Below are 17,758 nucleotides of genomic sequence, written 5' to 3' on the forward strand. Positions count from 1 at the left end.
AACCTTCCCCTTAAAAAGGGGAAGGGACATGAAATACCGCAACACTACAAAACTAAGCTCCTCCCCCTTGCCAAGGGGGAGGCTGGGAGGGGGTTAAGATCTTTGGGTAACCTACCTCGCCAACTGATCGACTAGATAAACAATCGATTGATACTCAATGCCCGAATGTTCGGTTAAGCCAATCTCACAGGTGCGGGAGTTGGAGTAGCCGACTTCGCAGTCTTTTACGGCGGTTTTAAGGGTTTTCAGAGCGCTTTGGTTTAACTCTGGTGTGCTAAAACCTTTGTCACCGGCAAAGCCACAGCAGGTGATGTCTGGCGGGATAACCACTTCTTCAGCCAGTTGCTGCGCTAAGTTCACAAAGGTTTGTCCAAGTCCCATGCGCGTGGTGCTGCAGGTAATATGCAGTGCCATTTTCGGAATCTTGCTCTCGATCTTAAGGTTCGCCATAGCGAACTCTGACAGGAACTGCACTTGCTCATAAAGCTTCAACGCAGGATCTAGCGATTCTTTCATTCGTAGCAGACAAGGGCTGGTGTCACACACAATCGGAAGCGCGCCTTGTTGGCTGGCTTGCATCAGTAACGTATTGAGATCGTTGGCTTTTTGTTCCGCAGCAGCGAATTGCCCTTTGGACTGGAAGGCCATGCCACAGCATTGGCTTTCGATACCATTAGGTACAATTACGTTATAGCCTGCTTTTTCCAGTACAGACAGCATGACGTCCATCACAGGACGTTTGTCCAAAGCATTCGGGCCTGCCCCCATCACACGAGTCGCACAGCTTGGCACGTAGACCACACTTGGGCGGCCTTCTTGTGTGATGGCAATACGGTGTTTTGGCATGGACGCAGCCGCAGGCATTTGTGGATGCCATTTCGGCACTATGCCACCAGTTACACTGTTGGCGACGCCAGTAACCGCCTTCATACCCGCATTGCCTAAGACATTACGCATGCCGCCTGCCACCGCAAGGCCAGCACGGGCTGTCTTGGTCACACCCTCAAAGTGATCTGCCACCCAGTAGCCGACTTTGGTGTCGTCGTAACGCTCATGGCGAAGTTCACGAGTCAGATCACCGGTGTTGATGCCCACTGGACATTGCATTGAACACAGTCCACAGGCGGCACAGGTATCGACGCCTTCGTATTCGTATTCGTGGCGTAGCTCTGCTAAGCGTTTTGGCGATTCACCAGAGCGCTCAAGACGCTGGATTTCACGCCACAGCACGATACGTTGACGTGGTGTTAGAGTTAGCGCGCGCGACGGGCAAACAGACTCACAGAAGCCACATTCGATGCAGGTATCGACCTTATCGTTAGCCTGTGGCAAGGGTTTCAAGTTCTGTACATGGATATTGGCGTTATGGCTCAGGATCACATCAGGGTTAAGTAAGCCTTTGGGATCAAAGGCTTTTTTCAGCTGCCACATGATGTCGTAGGCCTGTTGGCCCCATTCAAGCAGCACATAAGGCGCCATATTGCGGCCTGTGCCGTGTTCAGCCTTCAAAGAGCCCTTGTATTTCACCGCCACCAGCTGTGCCACTTCGTCCATTAGGGCTTCGTAGCGTTTCACTTCCGCTGGATCATCAAAGCCTTGGGTAAAGACAAAGTGCAAGTTGCCTTCTAGAGCATGACCAAACAGGATGGCTTCACTGTAACCGTATTTTTGGAATACGCCTTGCAGCTCCAATACACCTTCCGCCAATTGCTCAACAGGGAAGGCGACGTCTTCGATAATGACTGTGGTGCCGACTTTGCGTACCGCACCCACCGCTGGGAACATGCCTTTTCGGATCTTCCAGTAGGTTTCGTATAAGGTCTTTTCTTGAGTAAATTCAATCTCATACAGGGCATTCATGCCCTGCAGCGACTGGGTGACCTCTGTGACTTTTTGCTCAAGTTCTGCGTTTGTCATACCACGCACATCGACCAATAGGCCTGCGACCTCATCACCAAGATCCTTAAGGATATCTGGCATGCCAGGCTTGCCTTCCACCGTACGAAGGCCAGCACGGTCAATCAGCTCCACCGCCGAGACTGGCGTGCTTTTTAGCACGGTTACCGCACGGCAGGTGGTTTCCATATCAGGGAAATAGATCAGCGCCGCCGCTTTGATCGGATGCTCTTCGACTGTGTGGTAGGTCACTTCACTGATAAAGCCCAGAGTGCCTTCTGAACCAATCATTAGGTGCATCAAAATATCGAATGGGTCGGTAAAATCCACCAAACTGTTAAGACTATACCCAGTGGTGTTTTTAAGCCTATATTTGTGTCTAATTTTATCCGCTAAATCACTGTTATCTTTTACATTTTTAGCCAATGAAGCGAGTTCAGATAACAAATCTGCATGGCTTTTCTGAAATGCAGCACGACTGTTCTCATCCGCTGTGTCGAGCAAGGTGCCGTCTTCAAAGATGATGCGCATGCTTTTCACGGTGTGATAGCTGTTTTGCGCGGTACCACAACACATGCCGCTGGCGTTATTGGCTGCAATACCGCCGATCATACACGCATTGATCGAGGCAGGATCTGGGCCGATCTTACGTTGATAAGGTGCCAACAACTGGTTAGCACGGGCACCAATGATGCCTGGCTGTAACGAAACTGCATGACCATGATCGTGAATACGGTAGCCTTTCCATTGATCGGATAGTTGAATCAGCACCGAATCGGTCACCGCTTGGCCTGACAAACTGGTACCGCCCGCACGGAAGGTCACCGGAATATCAAGCGCTCGAGTACAGCCCAGCACAAAACGTACTTCGTCTTCGTTATGCACACGCACCACTAATTGCGGCACCAATCGGTAAAAGCTGGCGTCCGTACCATAGGCAAGCGTACGCAGTGGGTCGTGGATCAAACGCTCTTCGTCAATGCGCTGAGCGAGCTGGTTGTACAAGGCTTGATATTGGGATTTCATAAGGCATCCGTCTCAGGATAAGAGTCAGGCGTATTCAAAATAAATTGGTAATACCAATTTACCTTTGTTATTTTGCAAAACAATAGAAAGCTTTACCCTGAATGTCAAATTTTCAATTTCGTAGAATTTAGCGACATTTCATTGCTATTTATAAGTGGTTTTACCAATTTTATAGTTACTAACACTTTTAGAACATTGTGTTAATAAGTCTAAAATTGGTCATACCAAAATAGCTTTTATATTGTAAAACAAGACGCCATTTAGGACGCGAACCATGACTAAACCTTCTTTCCCACGCGCAAAACAGACTCGAGTGTCCGATATCATCATGCAGGAGCTGGAAAGTATGATCTTGGATGGCACCTTTACCGCAGGGCAAAAATTACCGCCAGAGCGCGAGCTAGCGGAGCGTTTTGAAGTGTCGCGCCCATCTTTGCGCGAAGCCATTCAAAAGCTTGCTGCACGCGGCGTGGTGACTTCCAAACATGGCGGTGGCACCTATGTGTCGGAGCAAGTGGGCTCATCGTTTACCGATCCATTATTGGACCTACTCAGCGCCCACGATGAGTTCTTGTATGATCAACTGGAGTTTCGCGATGCCCTAGAAGGGTTATCCGCCTATTACGCGGCATTGCGCGCCACCGATGCGGACAAAGCCATGCTGACCAAGCGCTACGAAGCCTTGGTTGAGGCGAATCTAAAGCAAGATGCCAGTTTAGAATCGAAGTTGGATACTGAGTTTCATATGGCCATCGCCGAATGCGCCCACAACGTGGTGTTACTGCACACTTTACGCGGTCTATGCTCGACATTAGAGAAGAGCATTTCCGCCAACCTCAGCAGCTTATTTGAGCGCAAAGACGCCCGCGAGCACGTGATGGCACACCATAAAACCTTATACGAAGCCATTATGGCCGGCAAAGCCGAGGAAGCCCGCGCGGCGGTGCACTCACATTTGGTGTTTGTGGAAGACAACTTATTGAACATGCGCCGCGAAGAGTCGCGTATTCAGCGCTCTCTGCGACGCAGTGAAACCCTTAACAACTGAACCAAACACCCTGTTTGATATTACGACGGTAACACCACCAAAGTGTGATCGCACGGGCGATAAAGAACAGCGCCATGCTTAGCCACAAGCCATGATTGCCCAAACCTTGGGTGATAAACCACAACGGGAAGAACACGCCTAACACACTGATAATCATGGTGTTTTGCATCTGTTTCACACTGGTGGTACCGATAAAAATACCATCGAGCATATATGACCAAATACCCAACAGGGGGAAGGCGATTAGCCAAGGTAGGTACAGTTTGGCTTCCGCTCGCACCGACTCAACGCTGGTCAAAAGATCAATGATCAAGCCACCGAAGACACTGAAGATCAGCATCAAGATCACCGCAGCCACCACGGCCCAATAAGTCGATAGACGAATCACTTTTTGAAACAGTTCGCGGTTTTTACGCCCCAAATACTCGCCACATAGGGCTTCAACGGAAAAGGCAAAACCATCTAAGGCATTGGAAATAATCATTAAAAAGGTCATCAGCACCGCATTGGCGGCAAGGATCGCATCCCCTTGGCGTGCGCCCTGAGCGGTAAAGAAGGTCATCACGGTGAGCAAGAGAATCGTGCGAACAAACAGATAACGATTGACCTGCACCAACTCCATGTAAGTGCGCCATTTCGATAAATCGATTAACGGCACATGGCCGTCAAAACGCTGTAACTGCTTTGCCGCCATGACCAGCGCGAACGCCACGCCTAAGTAATGAGAAGCCACCGTCGCCCAGGCGACACCAACACTGGCCATATCCCACTGATACACGGCTATGTAGTCGAGCACCATATTGGCTAAGTTAATCAGCAACAGCATCCACAGCGGACCTTTGGAATATTGCACGCCAAAGAACCAGCCCATCAACGCATAGCCCGCCAACACCGCAGGGGCGCTGTAAATGCGCGCTTCACAATAGGCGCGTGCCCACGGCTCTAGTTCGGCGCTAGGCGCCATAAAGTAGATCGCCAGCTCGATAATCGGTGTTTGGAACAGAATCAGCAGAAAACCGATGCCAACGCCCATGGCGAGGGATTGCAGTAGCAGGGCGCGAACTTGGCGACCATCCTCGCGACCAAGAGCTTGGGCGGTTAAACCAGTAGAGCCCATACGCAAGAAACCAAACGCCCAGAATAAAAAGCTAAAAATACTGGCGCCAATGGCGACCGCGCCAAGATGAATAGCAGTGCCTAGGTGGCCGACCACGGCGGTATCCACCAAACCCAAAAGTGGCGTGGTAATGTTAGACACCATTGGCGGCCATGCCATGCGCCAAATTTTACCGTTCAATGGCGCGTCTTTTTGAAAACGCTTCACAAGCTGTTGAAAACTCAAGCCAAGCCTCGAAAATCCATACTCTGTGGATATCCACTTTATGTGGATAACTCGATTCACCGGTCACAGACATAAACCCAAACTCGCCTGTGGACATAACAAGGCTTTATACACAAAACTGGCTTTTATAGACAGTTTTCAACTGCTCATAGGGCAAATTTTCACTGTTTATATCCACAATCGACGATATAAATTTGTTTATCCACAAATATCGCTGACTGATTGGGCGTTGTGAGTGATTGTATTGACATCTGGATAACTGGGCGTTTTTTCCACAATTTGCTTTAAACTGGTGGGTATTTTGCTAAAATCAGCGGCTAAATTTTTGGGGATTTCGTTATGAAAAAAACACTAAAGCCAATTTTAGAAGGCCTAGCCGTAGGCTTAGTCTTTATTAGTATCACCATGTTGTTTGAGATTCCGATGTACATGAGTTTGATCATCGGCGCCTTGGCAGCATTAGGTGGCTACCGCAACTCCATCAAAATGGACCAAGCCAAAGCCGAAAAAGCAGCGGCCGCAGTAGCAGAGAAGAAAGATGACTGAGCCAAGCGCTACTCGAGCATACGGTGATGGCGATGCCACCCTACAGGCCGTGGGTGGTATGGAAGGTTTGACTAAGCTAGTACATAACTTTTACCGCATCATGGCGGAAGTACCGGCTTATCGTCCGCTGTTTGATATGCATCCGCAGCCGATCGATACTTCAATCGACAAACTGATCCTGTTTTTACATGGTTGGTTGGGCGGCGAGCGCATGTACGCTCAGAAATATGGTCAAATCGCTTTGCCGCGCGCCCACGCTCATTTAAAAGTAAACGATAAAGAACGCCTGATTTGGCTAAACTGTATGTCTGACGCCATCAGTGATCTGGGCTACCCAGAGGATCTGCGTGAATACTTGGTCGCTGCGTTTAGTGTACCGGCAGGGCGTATTCAGCAAGTCAGCCAAGCCATGCATAGCCAAGAGTCTAACAGCTAGTTAACAACGCTGTTTCGTCACTTCGATTCCCAAGCGTTTCGCTAATCGAACCAAGTTCGCACGATCCATTCCTAAGGATCGTGCCGCTTGCGCCCAGTTTAATTGGGCTTGATCCAGCGCCTGCTCAATCCTTTGACGCTGAAAATCTTCTGTCGCTTGTTTTAAATCCTGTGTGTCAGCTGTATCTAATAATGATTGTGGTGGCACTGGCATTTCAACAGAAGTACGCTGATCAAAAGCATCCACCAACCCCGTCAAATGAACTGGCTCTATTCTAGTAATCCCCTGATTTGTATTACTTTTTGCCAATAACGCCGCTCGTGATAAGACATGCTCCAACTCTCGTACATTGCCTGGCCAACGATACGCTTTAAGCCAGTCACTGGCTTGCGGTGACAGGGTTAATTGCTGTAAACCAAACTTGCGACGCAGCTGTTCGGCGAAGAATCCCGCTAATAACAGCACATCACCGTTACGCTCACGCAAAGGCGGCACCGCAATCGGAAACACACTTAAACGGTGGTACAGATCGGCACGAAAGCGCTTTTCGGCCACTTCTTGTTTCAAATCGCGGTTAGTGGCGGCGATGATGCGTACGTCCACGTATTCGATTTTATCTTTACCCACTGCTTGGATTTCTTGGTTTTGAATCGCTCTTAACAAGCTACCTTGGGCTTCTAGCGGTAACTCACCGATTTCATCCAAAAACAGCGTACCACCGTGAGCTAGAGTAAATTTGCCCACACGATCACGATCCGCCCCGGTAAAGGCCCCTTTGACGTGGCCAAATAGCTCACTTTCAATCAGGTTTTCAGGAATCGCGGCGCAGTTTACATACACCATGGGCGCTTGAGCACGTTTGGAAGAGCGATGCAGGGTACGCGCCACCAACTCCTTACCGACGCCGGTTTCGCCTTCAATTAACACCGCTAAATCCGCTGGCGCCACCAGTTCTAAATGCTGTTTAAGCGTCTGCATAGCTGCACTTTGGCCAACCATTTCCGTGGCTTCTTTGTTCAGGGCCTCTTCACTTAACTCGACCAAAAGTTCTTGAGCATGCTTGGATTTTTGCTCCAAACGCGCCAGTAGCATGGCGGTATTCAAACTCATCGCCGCCATGGTCGCGACAATATCTAACGCGCGGGAATCTAACGTATCGAATACCCCTGGGGTCATGCTATCAAGGGTGACCACCCCGAGCATATTGCCTTGCACGTATAAGGGAATCCCCATACAGGCATGTACTGGTAAGCCATCGTCAAAGCCAGCCACCATGCCATCGTAGGGATCGGGAAGGGTGCAGCCCGTTGGAAAACGCACAGGCTGGTAGGAATCACAAATCTCAGTAAAGCGCGGGTGTTCGGGAATAGTAAAACGACGCCCCATGACATCGTCCATCAGACCTTGTTGGGCTAAGGGCAACAGCAGCTCGCCGCGACGTTCCAACAACACCACCGCATCGCAGTCGACTGTGGCTCGAATCGCACGAATTAGACGTTCAAAGCGGTCTTCAAGGGTCACAGCACTGGCCAGATCCAAGGCAAAACGTAGCAGGGTGTCGCTAGAAATCATGGGCGTAACTCATATTGCATAAAAGATAAGTCATTTTGACTCATACAATTCATAATGACATCTTATAAAACAAGTCAAAGTGACATAAATCAGTTTTCGTTAATTTATTAAACCACTGATTTTAAAGAAGTTTATAAATTGGCATTGAATTCGCTATAGCTAGGGTAACTGGCTCAGGTTATCGAGCGACTTAATCACCCAAATTATCGCGGAGACACGCTATGCTATCGCAAACTCATATCGACACAGTAAAAGCGACCATTCCAGTTCTAGCATCGGCAGGCACAGCCATCACAGAACACTTTTACAATCGTATGTTTACCCATAACCCTGAGCTAAAAGACGTGTTCAACATGTCGCACCAAGCCACGGGCCGTCAGCCAGCCGCTTTGTTCAACGCGATCGCGGCCTACGCCACGCATATTGATAACCTAGAAGTACTGACTGGCGCGGTGATGCGCATCGCCCATAAGCACACCAGCTTTAATATCCAAGCGGATCAATATGCCATCGTCGGCCACCACTTAATCGAAACCCTACGTGAGCTACTTGGCGAAGCCTTCACGCCAGCAATTGAAGAAGCCTGGGGCGCGGCTTACCAACAATTGGCAGATATCTTTATCAAGATTGAAGGCGACCTATACAAAGCCAACGCTGAGAAGAACGGCGGCTGGGAAGGTTTCCGTACATTCCGCGTGGCGAAGAAACAAGCCGAGTCTGAACTGGTGACTAGCTTTACCTTTGTTCCAGTGGATGGCGGCAAAGTGGTGGTTCACCTTCCAGGTCAATACCTAGGCATTAAAGTGCACCCAAGCAATCACGAGTTTGACGAAATCCGTCAATACAGTATCTCAACGGCAGCGAATGGCGAAAGCTACCGTATCAGCGTTAAACGTGAACTAAACGATGTGAAAAATGGCGTGGTTTCCAACTACCTACACGACAGCATCGAAGAAGGCGATGAAGTAGAGCTAATGCCACCAGCGGGTGACTTCCATTACCAAGAGCGCGAACGCCCAGTGGTATTGATCTCTGCTGGGGTTGGCTTAACGCCAATGAATGCCATGCTGGATACCCTAGCTCAACAAGGCAGTAAGAGCCCAATCTTCTACCTACACGCGTGTCGTAATGCCCAGCAACACTCATTTGCCGAGCATGTAGCAGGTTTGACTGAGACACTGAATCTAACGCATTACACTTGGTTGGAAAACGGTGCACCAGAGAACGCAGAGCGTGTCTTGGCTGGTCAAATGCAGTTAGCGCAAGTTTCTGACGTACTGCCGCTGGCAGACGGTGATTTCTACTTGTGTGGTCCAGTGGGCTTTATGATGTTTGTGAAGGAACAGCTACTAGGACTTGGTGTGGACGAAGATCGCATTCACTACGAAGTGTTTGGTCCACATCAGAGTTTTTAAAACTGAGGTATCGCATATTCCCTCCCCTTACCAAGGGGAGGGTTAGGGTGGGGTTACCCCCTCCCAACCTCCCCCTTAAAAAAGGGGGAGGAGCAATTAGCCCTGCTTAAACGGCAATAATTCGTGGGTATCTTGATGGTAGCCACGCACTGCTTCGGCTTCTTCTTTGCAGAAGTTGCCGATCGCATCACGAAAGCCGGGATTCTCGATGTAATGAACGCTGTGGCTAAACACAGGCTCGAAGCCACGGGCGATTTTGTGTTCCCCTTGAGTGCCTGGATCGAAATGCTGTAACCCTTTTTCGATACAGAATTCGATGCCTTGGTAGTAACAGGCTTCAAAGTGCAGGCAGTCAAATTCCTCGATACAGCCCCAATAACGGCCATAAAGTGAGTGATCGTCGAAGAAACACCAAGACGCACCCACTGGTTGATCACCTTTATAAGCCAATACCAAGAGAATCTGCCCGGCCATGCTTTTCACCAGCTGTTGGAAGAAAGCTTCGCTTAAATAACCTGTCTGACCACGTTTGGCGTAGGTGCTTTGGTAGCAAACATAAAAGAATTTCACCTCTTCCGGCGTTAACTCCAAGCCAAGCTTACGTTCTAAACGAAGGCCTTGCTGGGCGATCTTGTCACGCTCTTTGCGGGCACTTTTGCGCTTACGGCTGGAGAAGTGGCCAAAGTAGTCCTCCATGGACTGGTAGCCTTTGTTAAACCAATGGAACTGGCAGGAAATACGGTGCAGATACTCATCAGAACGGCCTAGATGCTCGGCCAAATGCTCACGGCAGAACAGTAGGTGCCAACTGGAGAATTGACGCTCTTGGTTGGCTTGCGTCAGCACCGGCGCTAACGCTGCATATAAGGCAACGTATTCTTCAGAATGGCCAGTTGGATCAAGGTGAGTAAACAGACGCGGGCCAGTAACAGGAGAATAAGGCACCGCCCAGACGCGCTTAGGATAATACTGGTAACCGTAGCGTTGATAAGCATCGGCCCAAGACCAATCGAAAACAAATTCCCCATGAGAATGGGTTTTCAAGAAGGTTGGGGCGATGGCTAACGGAGCATCATCGTCATCCATCACCAGCAAGTACTCAGGATACCAGCCAGTACCGTCGCCTAGGCAGTTATGCTCTTCAAGGGCTTGGTAAAACGCGTATTGCGCAAAGGGATAGGAGGTCTCGCCAATGGCTTCTTGCCAACGCTCGTAGCCAATATCCGCTACCGATGCAAACCATTGAGCTTTCATGGAACCTCCCTAGAACAAGATTGTTAAAGGGCATAAGTTATCGTCTTCGAGTCGGCTCAACAGCACATCCCTGTGCTGATTAGCCGATGCCGTCATCCTGACGGCGGCTCTTAGACTGATAACTCATGCCCAAGAAGTATGTTTGATCACGTAAAACAACCTAACAAAGATCATAAACTCATCTGAGTACAGTCGTCAGGATGACGACGCTGACTGATGGGCACAGGGATGTGCCGTTCAGTCAGTACGAAGAGAGTTTGTGATCTTAAAATTCAGACAAAATCACATCTCAGAGCGCAATTGCTCAATCACTGGTGCTTGTTGTGGGCGTACATGTTGCCATAGGAAAAAGGCTTCTGCTGCTTGACCCACTAACATGCCAAGGCCATCTGAGCCTTTCGCACCATGAGCAAAGGCCCACTGCATAAATACGGTTGGTTCTTTGCCGTAGACCATATCGTAGACCCAAGTATTTTCGGTCACGAGTTCGTCTTTTAGCGGCGGTAGATCACCACCTAGGCTTGCCGAAGAACCATTGATGATGACATCAAAAGAGCCTTCTAATTCATCAAAGCCAGCGTAATCACAGCCAAAGATCTCAGCAAGTTCTTGTGCTTTCGATACCGTGCGATTGACGATGGTTAATGATGCTGGATTGCGCGCTAAAATCGGTCCAACCACGCCACGTACCGCACCACCTGCACCGATCAGTAGAACGCGCTTGTCTTCAAGCGGCTGGCCTAGCACTTCAACGATATCGCGTACCATGCCCGTACCATCGGTGTTATCGCCGTATAGCTCACCGTTTTTACCCATTATCAGGGTATTAACCGCACCGGCTTCTTGAGCACGTTTGCTGAGCTTGTCACACATATCGTAGGCACGTTGTTTAAACGGTACCGTGATGTTTAAGCCTTTGCCCCCCGCAGCAAAGAAGTCACGCACTTGCTGCTCAAAGCCTTCTAGATCACCAAGGATCTTTTCATATCGCACATCACGGCCAGTTTGTTGACCAAAGGCGTGATGAATCTCTGGAGATCGACTGTGTGCAATCGGATTTCCGATGACGGCGAACTGTTCCACTATAAACCTCTAAAACTAGTACTTAAGGCCCGATGGGCTAGTTATTGTTATGTTATGACGTCTGTCGACCCAGCCAATCACGGCCAGTTAGGTAATAATCCGTCAGCGCCGCTTCTGGGCTGCCGGCTTCTGGCTCGTAGCCGTAAGTCCATTTTACTTCAGGTGGTAGTGACATCAGGATAGATTCGGTACGACCGGCGCCGCTTTGCAAACCAAAGTGGGTGCCACGGTCAAATACCAAGTTAAATTCTACGTAGCGACCACGGCGGTGTAATTGGAAATCGCGCTCGCGCTCACCAAAGGGTGTGTCTTTGTGTTTTGCTAGGATTGGCGCGTAGGCTTCGATGTAGCCGTTACCCACTGCTTGCATCAATGCAAAGCTTTCATCAAACGGTAACTCATTGAAATCATCAAAGAAAACGCCGCCGATACCACGGTGTTCTTGGCGGTGTTTCAAGAAGAAATACTCATCACACCAGGCTTTAAAACGGTCGTAATAGTCTTCACCAAACGGCGCTAACGAATCCAAGGCCTGTTGGTGCCATTGGATACAGTCTGCATCATCGCCGTAATATGGGGTCAGATCGAAACCGCCGCCAAACCACCATACTGGGTCGAGACCTTCTTTGTGAACCACAAACAAGCGCACATTGGCGTGCGACGTGGGTGCATAAGGGTTACGCGGATGAATCACTAAGGAAACGCCCATGGCTTCGAAGCTGCCACCCGCGAGTTCTGGACGATCTGCAGTGGCAGAAGGCGGCAGCTTGTCACCACGCACGTGGGAGAAGTTGACGCCGCCTTTCTCAATCACATCACCCGCCAATACGCGGGTACGGCCCATACCGCCGTTATCACGTTGCCATGCGTCTTCATGAAAGCGCGCACTTGGCTCAAACGCTTCAAGACGCTGACAAATACGGTCTTGTAGGCCCATCAAGAATTCTTTGACGGCGTTGATGTTCTGCTCAGTTACTGCGCTCACAATCGGCTCCAATCCTTAAAACATAATTGGCCGCCATTCTAACATTGTTCAGCGCGTACACTGAATGATCTATCGAGGATATGGGTTAAATACGGTCAACTAAGTTACGCCAAGGGGCAACCGCTTCATCGAAGCACTGACTATTTCCCGTTGCGCGCACCAAAACTGAAGCCCCATGCAGGCTGGCAAGGATCTGGCTGGCGTAAGCACGAGCTTCGTCCGTCGGCATCCAGTCTTTTTTCATGTAGGACACCACCGTTGCGAGCCAATCAAATTTCAGATCGTAAAACTCTGCAATGGCCGTTAAGGTAGCTTCATCGAGCAGGCTCTTTTCCGCCGCCAGCACAGTACAAAGGCTGACATGGTCTTGGTCCACCACATTGGATTTGAAGTCATCAATAAAGTGATTAAGGGCTTTTTGCGCTGCCTGACGCTTTTTCTTCGGCAATACCAAGCGTTCAGCGTACTCCTCGCTGTAGCGCTGCATCACAGCGGCACACAAATCGCCTTTGGTTGGGAAGTGGTAGTGCACACTGGCACTCTTAATCCCCACTTCTGCGGCAAGATCGCGAAAACTCATGGCCTTGTAACCATGCTTTAGCATGGCATTAAGAGCGGCATCTAAGATTGCCACCTTAGTGGGGTTTTCAACTTTTGTAGCCGCCTCGAGCTTTGACTTCATATCCATGGTGCGTATCCGTGTCTAAAACCAATCATTTGATAGGTTCATTTTTAACCTATCGCTATCAGAGACGCTATAGTGAAATAGTATGAGATCTCTCAAATCTTAATTATTTGCATATTTATCAAAAGCTTAGATAAGAAAGCGACGCCTAATATGAAAACATTGTCGCAAAGGTGATTGACGCTCTTCCAATATTGAATGTATTTTGTATCCAAAATACATAAATAACCATTCCAAGGAGAGCTCCAATGAATACGCAAGTCTTCTACGGTGTCATGCCAGCGCTAATGACCCCTTGTACAGCCGATCGTACGCCAGACTTTGATGCCCTAGTAAAGAAAGGCCATGAAATGATCGCGGCGGGCATGTCTGCTGTGGTCTATTGCGGTTCCATGGGGGATTGGCCGCTATTAAGCGACGCAGAACGTATGGAAGGGGTTGAGCGTTTAGTGAACGCAGGCATTCCCGTGGTGGTGGGGACTGGCGCCATCAATACAAAATCCGCAGCCGCCATTGCCGCCCACGCCGAACAAGTCGGCGCTGCCGGTTTGATGGTGATCCCTCGTGTGTTGTCCCGTGGCAGCGTGATCGCCGCGCAACGTCATCATTTTAAAGCCATTTTAGAAGCGGCACCGAGCCTACCCGCCATTATCTACAACAGCCCAGTATATGGCTTCGCTACGCGTGCGGATTTGTTCTTTAGCCTGCGTGCTGAACACCCCAATTTAGTGGGTTTTAAAGAATTTGGCGGTCCAGCTGACTTACGTTATGCCGCAGAAAACATTACCTCACAAGATCAGGATGTTCTGCTCATGGTGGGCGTGGATACTGCGGTCTATCACGGCTTTGTCAATTGTGGCGCGGTCGGGGCCATTACAGGGATAGGTACAGCCTTGCCCAAAGAAGTGCTACTGCTGACCGAGCTATCCCGTATGGCCGCTCAAGGCAATGCCGAAGCGCGGGTACGCGCCAAAGAACTAGAAGAAGCCATGTCCGTGCTCGCTAGCTTCGACGAAGGCCCTGAGCTGGTGCTGTTCTTTAAATACTTGCTTGAATTGAATGGCGAACCGGAGTATCGCTTACATTTTAACCCGACCGATGAATTGAACGCTTCACAACGCCATTACTGTGAACAGCAGTATGCCTTGTTCAAAGCATGGTTCAGGGATTGGATCAAACAAGGTGGAGTGCTGTCAGAATGCTGGTAATCGATAGTCATACGGAAGGCGAGCCAACTCGCGTGATTGTAGAAGGCGGTCCAGAGCTTGGTAAGGGTACACTGGCAGAACAAGCCAAGGTTTTGGCAACAGAATACCCAGACTTTTATCGCGCTTTAACCAGCGAACCCTATGGCCAAGAAGCCATGGTGGGCGCGCTCTTGGTCGAACCGAACGACCCGAGCTGTGTCACGGGCGTGATTTACTTTGATGCGGCGGCGGTGATTGGTATGTGCGGTCACGGCACCATTGGTGTGGCGGCGACCTTGGCTTATATGGGCAAGATCGGCGTCGGTACACATCGTATTGAAACACCAGTGGGCGTAGTCGAAGTGACCTTATCGGACGCCAATACCGTGACCGTGCAAAATATTCCTAGTTACCGCTTTCAGCAGGGGATCCGCCTTGAGGTACCTGAGCTGGGAACGGTAACGGGGGATATCGCCTATGGCGGCAATTGGTTCTTTATCGTCGATCAAAGCCCCGTTCCTGTGACGCCCAAGCATCTTCGTGAGCTAACTGAAGCGGGCATCAAGGTACGCGAAACGCTTTACGCACAAGGTTTAAGCGGCGAGCACGGCGGCATTATCGATCATATTGTTTTCTATGGCCCTGCGCTCACCGATGCAGGCCACAGCCGTAATTTTGTTTTATGCCCTGACAATGCCTACGACCGTTCCCCATGCGGTACCGGCAGCTCGGCGCGCTTAGCCTGTTTGGCTGCTGATGGACGCTTAACCGCAGGCGAAGAAATTTATCAAGAAAGCACCATTGGCAGTGGCTACACCCTAAGTTACCAATGGGCAGATGCCACAAAACAAGCGGTGATGCCTAAGATCACCGGACAAGCCTTTGTCACCCGCGAAGCCAAAATGATCAGTAACCCAAGCGATCCTCTGCGTTATGGTGTACGACTATGACAAACGCCAGCCCAATCCAGACAGAGGTATTGGTTATCGGTGCAGGCATTATCGGCATCAGCATTGCCTTAAAACTGCAGAGCGAAGGCAAGCAGGTCACTATCTTGGATAACCAAGATCCAAAAGCACGTACCTCGATGGGGAACGCCGGCGCTTTTGCCTTTGCCGATGTGATTCCGCTGGCCACCCCAGGGATTATGAGTAAAGCACCTAAATGGCTGCTAGATCCGCTTGGGCCTTTGTCTATTCCGCCACGCTACGCGCTATCGATCTTGCCGTGGATGCTGCATTTCTGGCGTGCCAGTTGGAAAGACCGCTATCAACACAGCCTCACCGCCCAAGCCAGCTTAATGGCTTTGTCCAAAGCCGCCCTTGAACGGCAAATTCAAAGCACTGGTGCGGAACATCTTATTCGCCGCGAAGGGCAGCTGCAGCTGTATCAAGGGGAAAAGGAGTTTCAAGCATCTCTTCCAAGCTGGGAAACCCGCAAACAGCATGGCGTAAAGTTTGCGCTACTCGACAGCCCAGAAGCCATTGCTGCGATTCAACCTGGCTTGGATAGCAGCTTTACCCACGCAGGCTTCACCCCAGAATGGAAGAACACAGTACATCCTGCCCAATGGCTAACGCACTTATCTCAAGCCTTCTTAAGTGGTACTGGACACGTATGCCACGATCACGCACAAGCGATTGAAATAAAAGACAATTACGCATTAGTGGTAGGGCAACATGGTAACTATCACGCACAACAAGTCGTGATCGCAGCGGGGGCCTGGTCCAAGCCATTAGCCGCCTCAATGGGGGACAGTTTGCCATTGGAGACAGAGCGTGGGTACAACACTACCTTACCTGCTGGTGCCTTCAACTTAAAAACCCATATTACCTTTAGTAATCATGGCTTTGTGGTCACCAAGGTGGGCGATCAGATTCGTGTCGGTGGTGCCGTGGAGTTGGGCGGTTTAACACTTCCACCGAACTATCAACGCTCACAAATGCTGCTGGAGAAAGCCAAACGCTTTATGCCTGCCCTTAAAACCGAGGGTGGCGAGCAGTGGATGGGCTTTCGCCCGTCAATGCCGGACAGCCTGCCGGTAATCAGCCCATCAAGCCGCTCCGACCGCGTGGTGTACGCCTTTGGTCATGGGCATTTGGGCTTGACCCAATCCGCTGGCACCGCAGAGATCGTCAGCGATTTACTGCATCAGCGCACACCGTCTATTGATATCACGCCTTTTTCGGCACAACGCTTTAAGGAAAAGAGATGAGCGAGAACATTACTTTAACGCTGGACCAAGTTCGCCAACTGAGTGAAGCCGTACTCACCAGCAATGGCTTTAACCAAGCCCATGCCCACGCCATCACTGACATCATTTACACCAACCAGCTGGGCGATTGCCATTCCCATGGCTTGTACCGCCTGTTTATGTGTGTCGAAAGCATCCGTTCCGGCCGCGCTAGCGGTACCGCCGAGCCCACCATTATTGACGCGGGGCCTGCCGTCGTTCGCGCTAATGCCAATGACGGTATTTCCTTGCTGGCGATGCAGGCCGCTATGCCCTTGTTGATCGAAAAAGCCAAAACCAATGGCATAGCTGCCTTGGCGATCAATCGCTGTTTTCATTTCTCAGCGCTGTGGCCTGAAGTAGAAAAGCTGTCCGAAGCAGGCTTGGCCGGCATGGCCATGCTACCAAGCCATGCCTGGGTGGCGCCTGCTGGCGGTAAACGCGGCTTGCTCGGCACTAACCCGTTCGCCTTTAGCTGGCCACGCCAAGGCAAAGCGCCGTTTACCTTTGATTTTGCCACCAGTCAGTTTGCCCGCGGCGAAATTGAACTGTATCGCCGCGCAGGAAAACCCTTACCAGAAGGCGTGGCAGTCGATAAAGACGGCAAGCCCACTACTGATGCTGAAGAAGCTATGCAGGGCGCCATGCTGACCTTTGGCGGTCATAAAGGCTCAGCGCTGTCACTGATGATTGAATTGATGGCAGGGCCGTTGATTGACGACCTGACCAGCAAAGAAAGCATGGCCTTTGCCGAAGGCAAACCAGAAGCGCCTTATCATGGCGAGATCATTCTGGCGTTTGATCCGAATTTGTTAAGCGGTGGCCGTGTGGCGGAAAACAACGAGCGCGCAGAGCGCTTGTTTGCCGATGTGATTGATCAAGGAGCACGCTTGCCATCGCAGCGTCGCCAAGCAGCACAAGCGTTTAACCTTGAACGCAACGCCTTGGAGATCCCTAAAGCCTTGTATGAAGACCTTTTAAAGCTCAAAGTCTAAGTGGAATTAAAAGGCGCGCTTTCTACTAGAGAAAGCGCGCCTTTTGTTTTTTATC

At 50.2% G+C, this 17,758-nt stretch carries 15 protein-coding genes; 8 read left to right on the plus strand and 7 right to left on the minus strand.

What is annotated here, in order from left to right; genetic code table 11:
* Positions 1-111 precede the first annotated feature (111 nt).
* Entirely contained in the window at positions 112-2,922 is a 2,811-nt protein-coding gene (locus ACOSVP_RS14615) for an FAD-binding and (Fe-S)-binding domain-containing protein (protein WP_487348228.1), read from the minus strand.
* Positions 2,923-3,196: 274 nt separating this feature from the next.
* On the opposite strand from ACOSVP_RS14615, the gene ACOSVP_RS14620 reads away from it, so the two are divergent.
* Positions 3,197-3,970, plus strand: coding sequence for a GntR family transcriptional regulator (locus tag ACOSVP_RS14620; RefSeq protein WP_487348229.1), 774 nt, complete (start codon positions 3,197-3,199; stop codon positions 3,968-3,970).
* Here the strand turns inward: ACOSVP_RS14620 and ACOSVP_RS14625 are convergent.
* Complete coding sequence (locus ACOSVP_RS14625) at positions 3,960-5,246, minus strand: MATE family efflux transporter (protein ID WP_487348289.1); 1,287 nt, start codon at positions 5,244-5,246, stop codon at positions 3,960-3,962. The two genes, ACOSVP_RS14620 and ACOSVP_RS14625, sit on opposite strands and share 11 nt — an antisense overlap.
* Before the next feature lie 405 nt (positions 5,247-5,651).
* Between ACOSVP_RS14625 and ACOSVP_RS14630 the strand changes: the two genes are divergently transcribed.
* Together ACOSVP_RS14630 and ACOSVP_RS14635 are read left to right on the plus strand one after the other, a co-directional pair.
* Entirely contained in the window at positions 5,652-5,858 is a 207-nt protein-coding gene (locus ACOSVP_RS14630) for a hypothetical protein (RefSeq protein ID WP_487348230.1), read from the plus strand.
* Positions 5,851-6,294, plus strand: a complete 444-nt coding sequence (locus ACOSVP_RS14635) for a group II truncated hemoglobin (protein ID WP_487348231.1) — start codon at positions 5,851-5,853, stop codon at positions 6,292-6,294. The genes ACOSVP_RS14630 and ACOSVP_RS14635 overlap by 8 nt, the downstream gene beginning before the upstream one ends.
* Here the strand turns inward: ACOSVP_RS14635 and norR are convergent, their stop codons facing one another.
* Positions 6,295-7,866, minus strand: coding sequence for a nitric oxide reductase transcriptional regulator NorR (norR, locus tag ACOSVP_RS14640; protein ID WP_487348232.1), 1,572 nt, complete (start codon positions 7,864-7,866; stop codon positions 6,295-6,297).
* A gap of 221 nt (positions 7,867-8,087) precedes the next feature.
* On the opposite strand from norR, the gene hmpA reads away from it, so the two are divergent.
* On the plus strand, positions 8,088-9,281 hold the full coding sequence (gene hmpA / locus ACOSVP_RS14645) for an NO-inducible flavohemoprotein (protein ID WP_487348233.1): 1,194 nt from the start codon (positions 8,088-8,090) through the stop codon (positions 9,279-9,281).
* A gap of 96 nt (positions 9,282-9,377) precedes the next feature.
* Here hmpA and ACOSVP_RS14650 read toward each other — a convergent pair whose 3' ends face one another.
* The 4 genes from ACOSVP_RS14650 to ACOSVP_RS14665 form a co-directional block, all read right to left on the minus strand.
* Complete coding sequence (locus ACOSVP_RS14650) at positions 9,378-10,535, minus strand: GNAT family N-acetyltransferase (protein ID WP_487348234.1); 1,158 nt, start codon at positions 10,533-10,535, stop codon at positions 9,378-9,380.
* Between the two features lie 282 nt (positions 10,536-10,817).
* Positions 10,818-11,618 carry a shikimate dehydrogenase gene (gene aroE, locus ACOSVP_RS14655; protein ID WP_487348235.1) on the minus strand — a complete coding sequence of 267 codons (801 nt, stop codon included), beginning with the start codon at positions 11,616-11,618 and terminating at the stop codon, positions 10,818-10,820.
* A gap of 52 nt (positions 11,619-11,670) precedes the next feature.
* Positions 11,671-12,603, minus strand: coding sequence for an oxygen-dependent coproporphyrinogen oxidase (hemF, locus tag ACOSVP_RS14660; protein ID WP_487348236.1), 933 nt, complete (start codon positions 12,601-12,603; stop codon positions 11,671-11,673).
* An 85-nt stretch (positions 12,604-12,688) separates the two neighbouring features.
* Positions 12,689-13,291: a TetR/AcrR family transcriptional regulator gene (locus ACOSVP_RS14665; RefSeq protein WP_487348237.1), complete on the minus strand. Its 603-nt coding sequence runs from the start codon at positions 13,289-13,291 to the stop codon at positions 12,689-12,691.
* 245 nt (positions 13,292-13,536) lie between these two features.
* Between ACOSVP_RS14665 and ACOSVP_RS14670 the strand changes: the two genes are divergently transcribed.
* From ACOSVP_RS14670 to ACOSVP_RS14685, 4 genes are read left to right on the plus strand one after another with little or no spacing between them, the layout of a single operon-like run.
* Positions 13,537-14,496 carry a dihydrodipicolinate synthase family protein gene (locus ACOSVP_RS14670; RefSeq protein WP_487348238.1) on the plus strand — a complete coding sequence of 320 codons (960 nt, stop codon included), beginning with the start codon at positions 13,537-13,539 and terminating at the stop codon, positions 14,494-14,496.
* Positions 14,487-15,425, plus strand: a complete 939-nt coding sequence (locus ACOSVP_RS14675; RefSeq protein ID WP_487348239.1) for a 4-hydroxyproline epimerase — start codon at positions 14,487-14,489, stop codon at positions 15,423-15,425. Before ACOSVP_RS14670 ends, ACOSVP_RS14675 begins: the two co-directional genes overlap by 10 nt.
* Positions 15,422-16,690, plus strand: a complete 1,269-nt coding sequence (locus ACOSVP_RS14680; protein ID WP_487348240.1) for an NAD(P)/FAD-dependent oxidoreductase — start codon at positions 15,422-15,424, stop codon at positions 16,688-16,690. Before ACOSVP_RS14675 ends, ACOSVP_RS14680 begins: the two co-directional genes overlap by 4 nt.
* Positions 16,687-17,703, plus strand: a complete 1,017-nt coding sequence (locus ACOSVP_RS14685) for an Ldh family oxidoreductase (protein WP_487348241.1) — start codon at positions 16,687-16,689, stop codon at positions 17,701-17,703. Before ACOSVP_RS14680 ends, ACOSVP_RS14685 begins: the two co-directional genes overlap by 4 nt.
* Positions 17,704-17,758: the final 55 nt, after the last annotated feature.

The organism is Marinomonas sp. HM11-D (assembly GCF_057626615.1).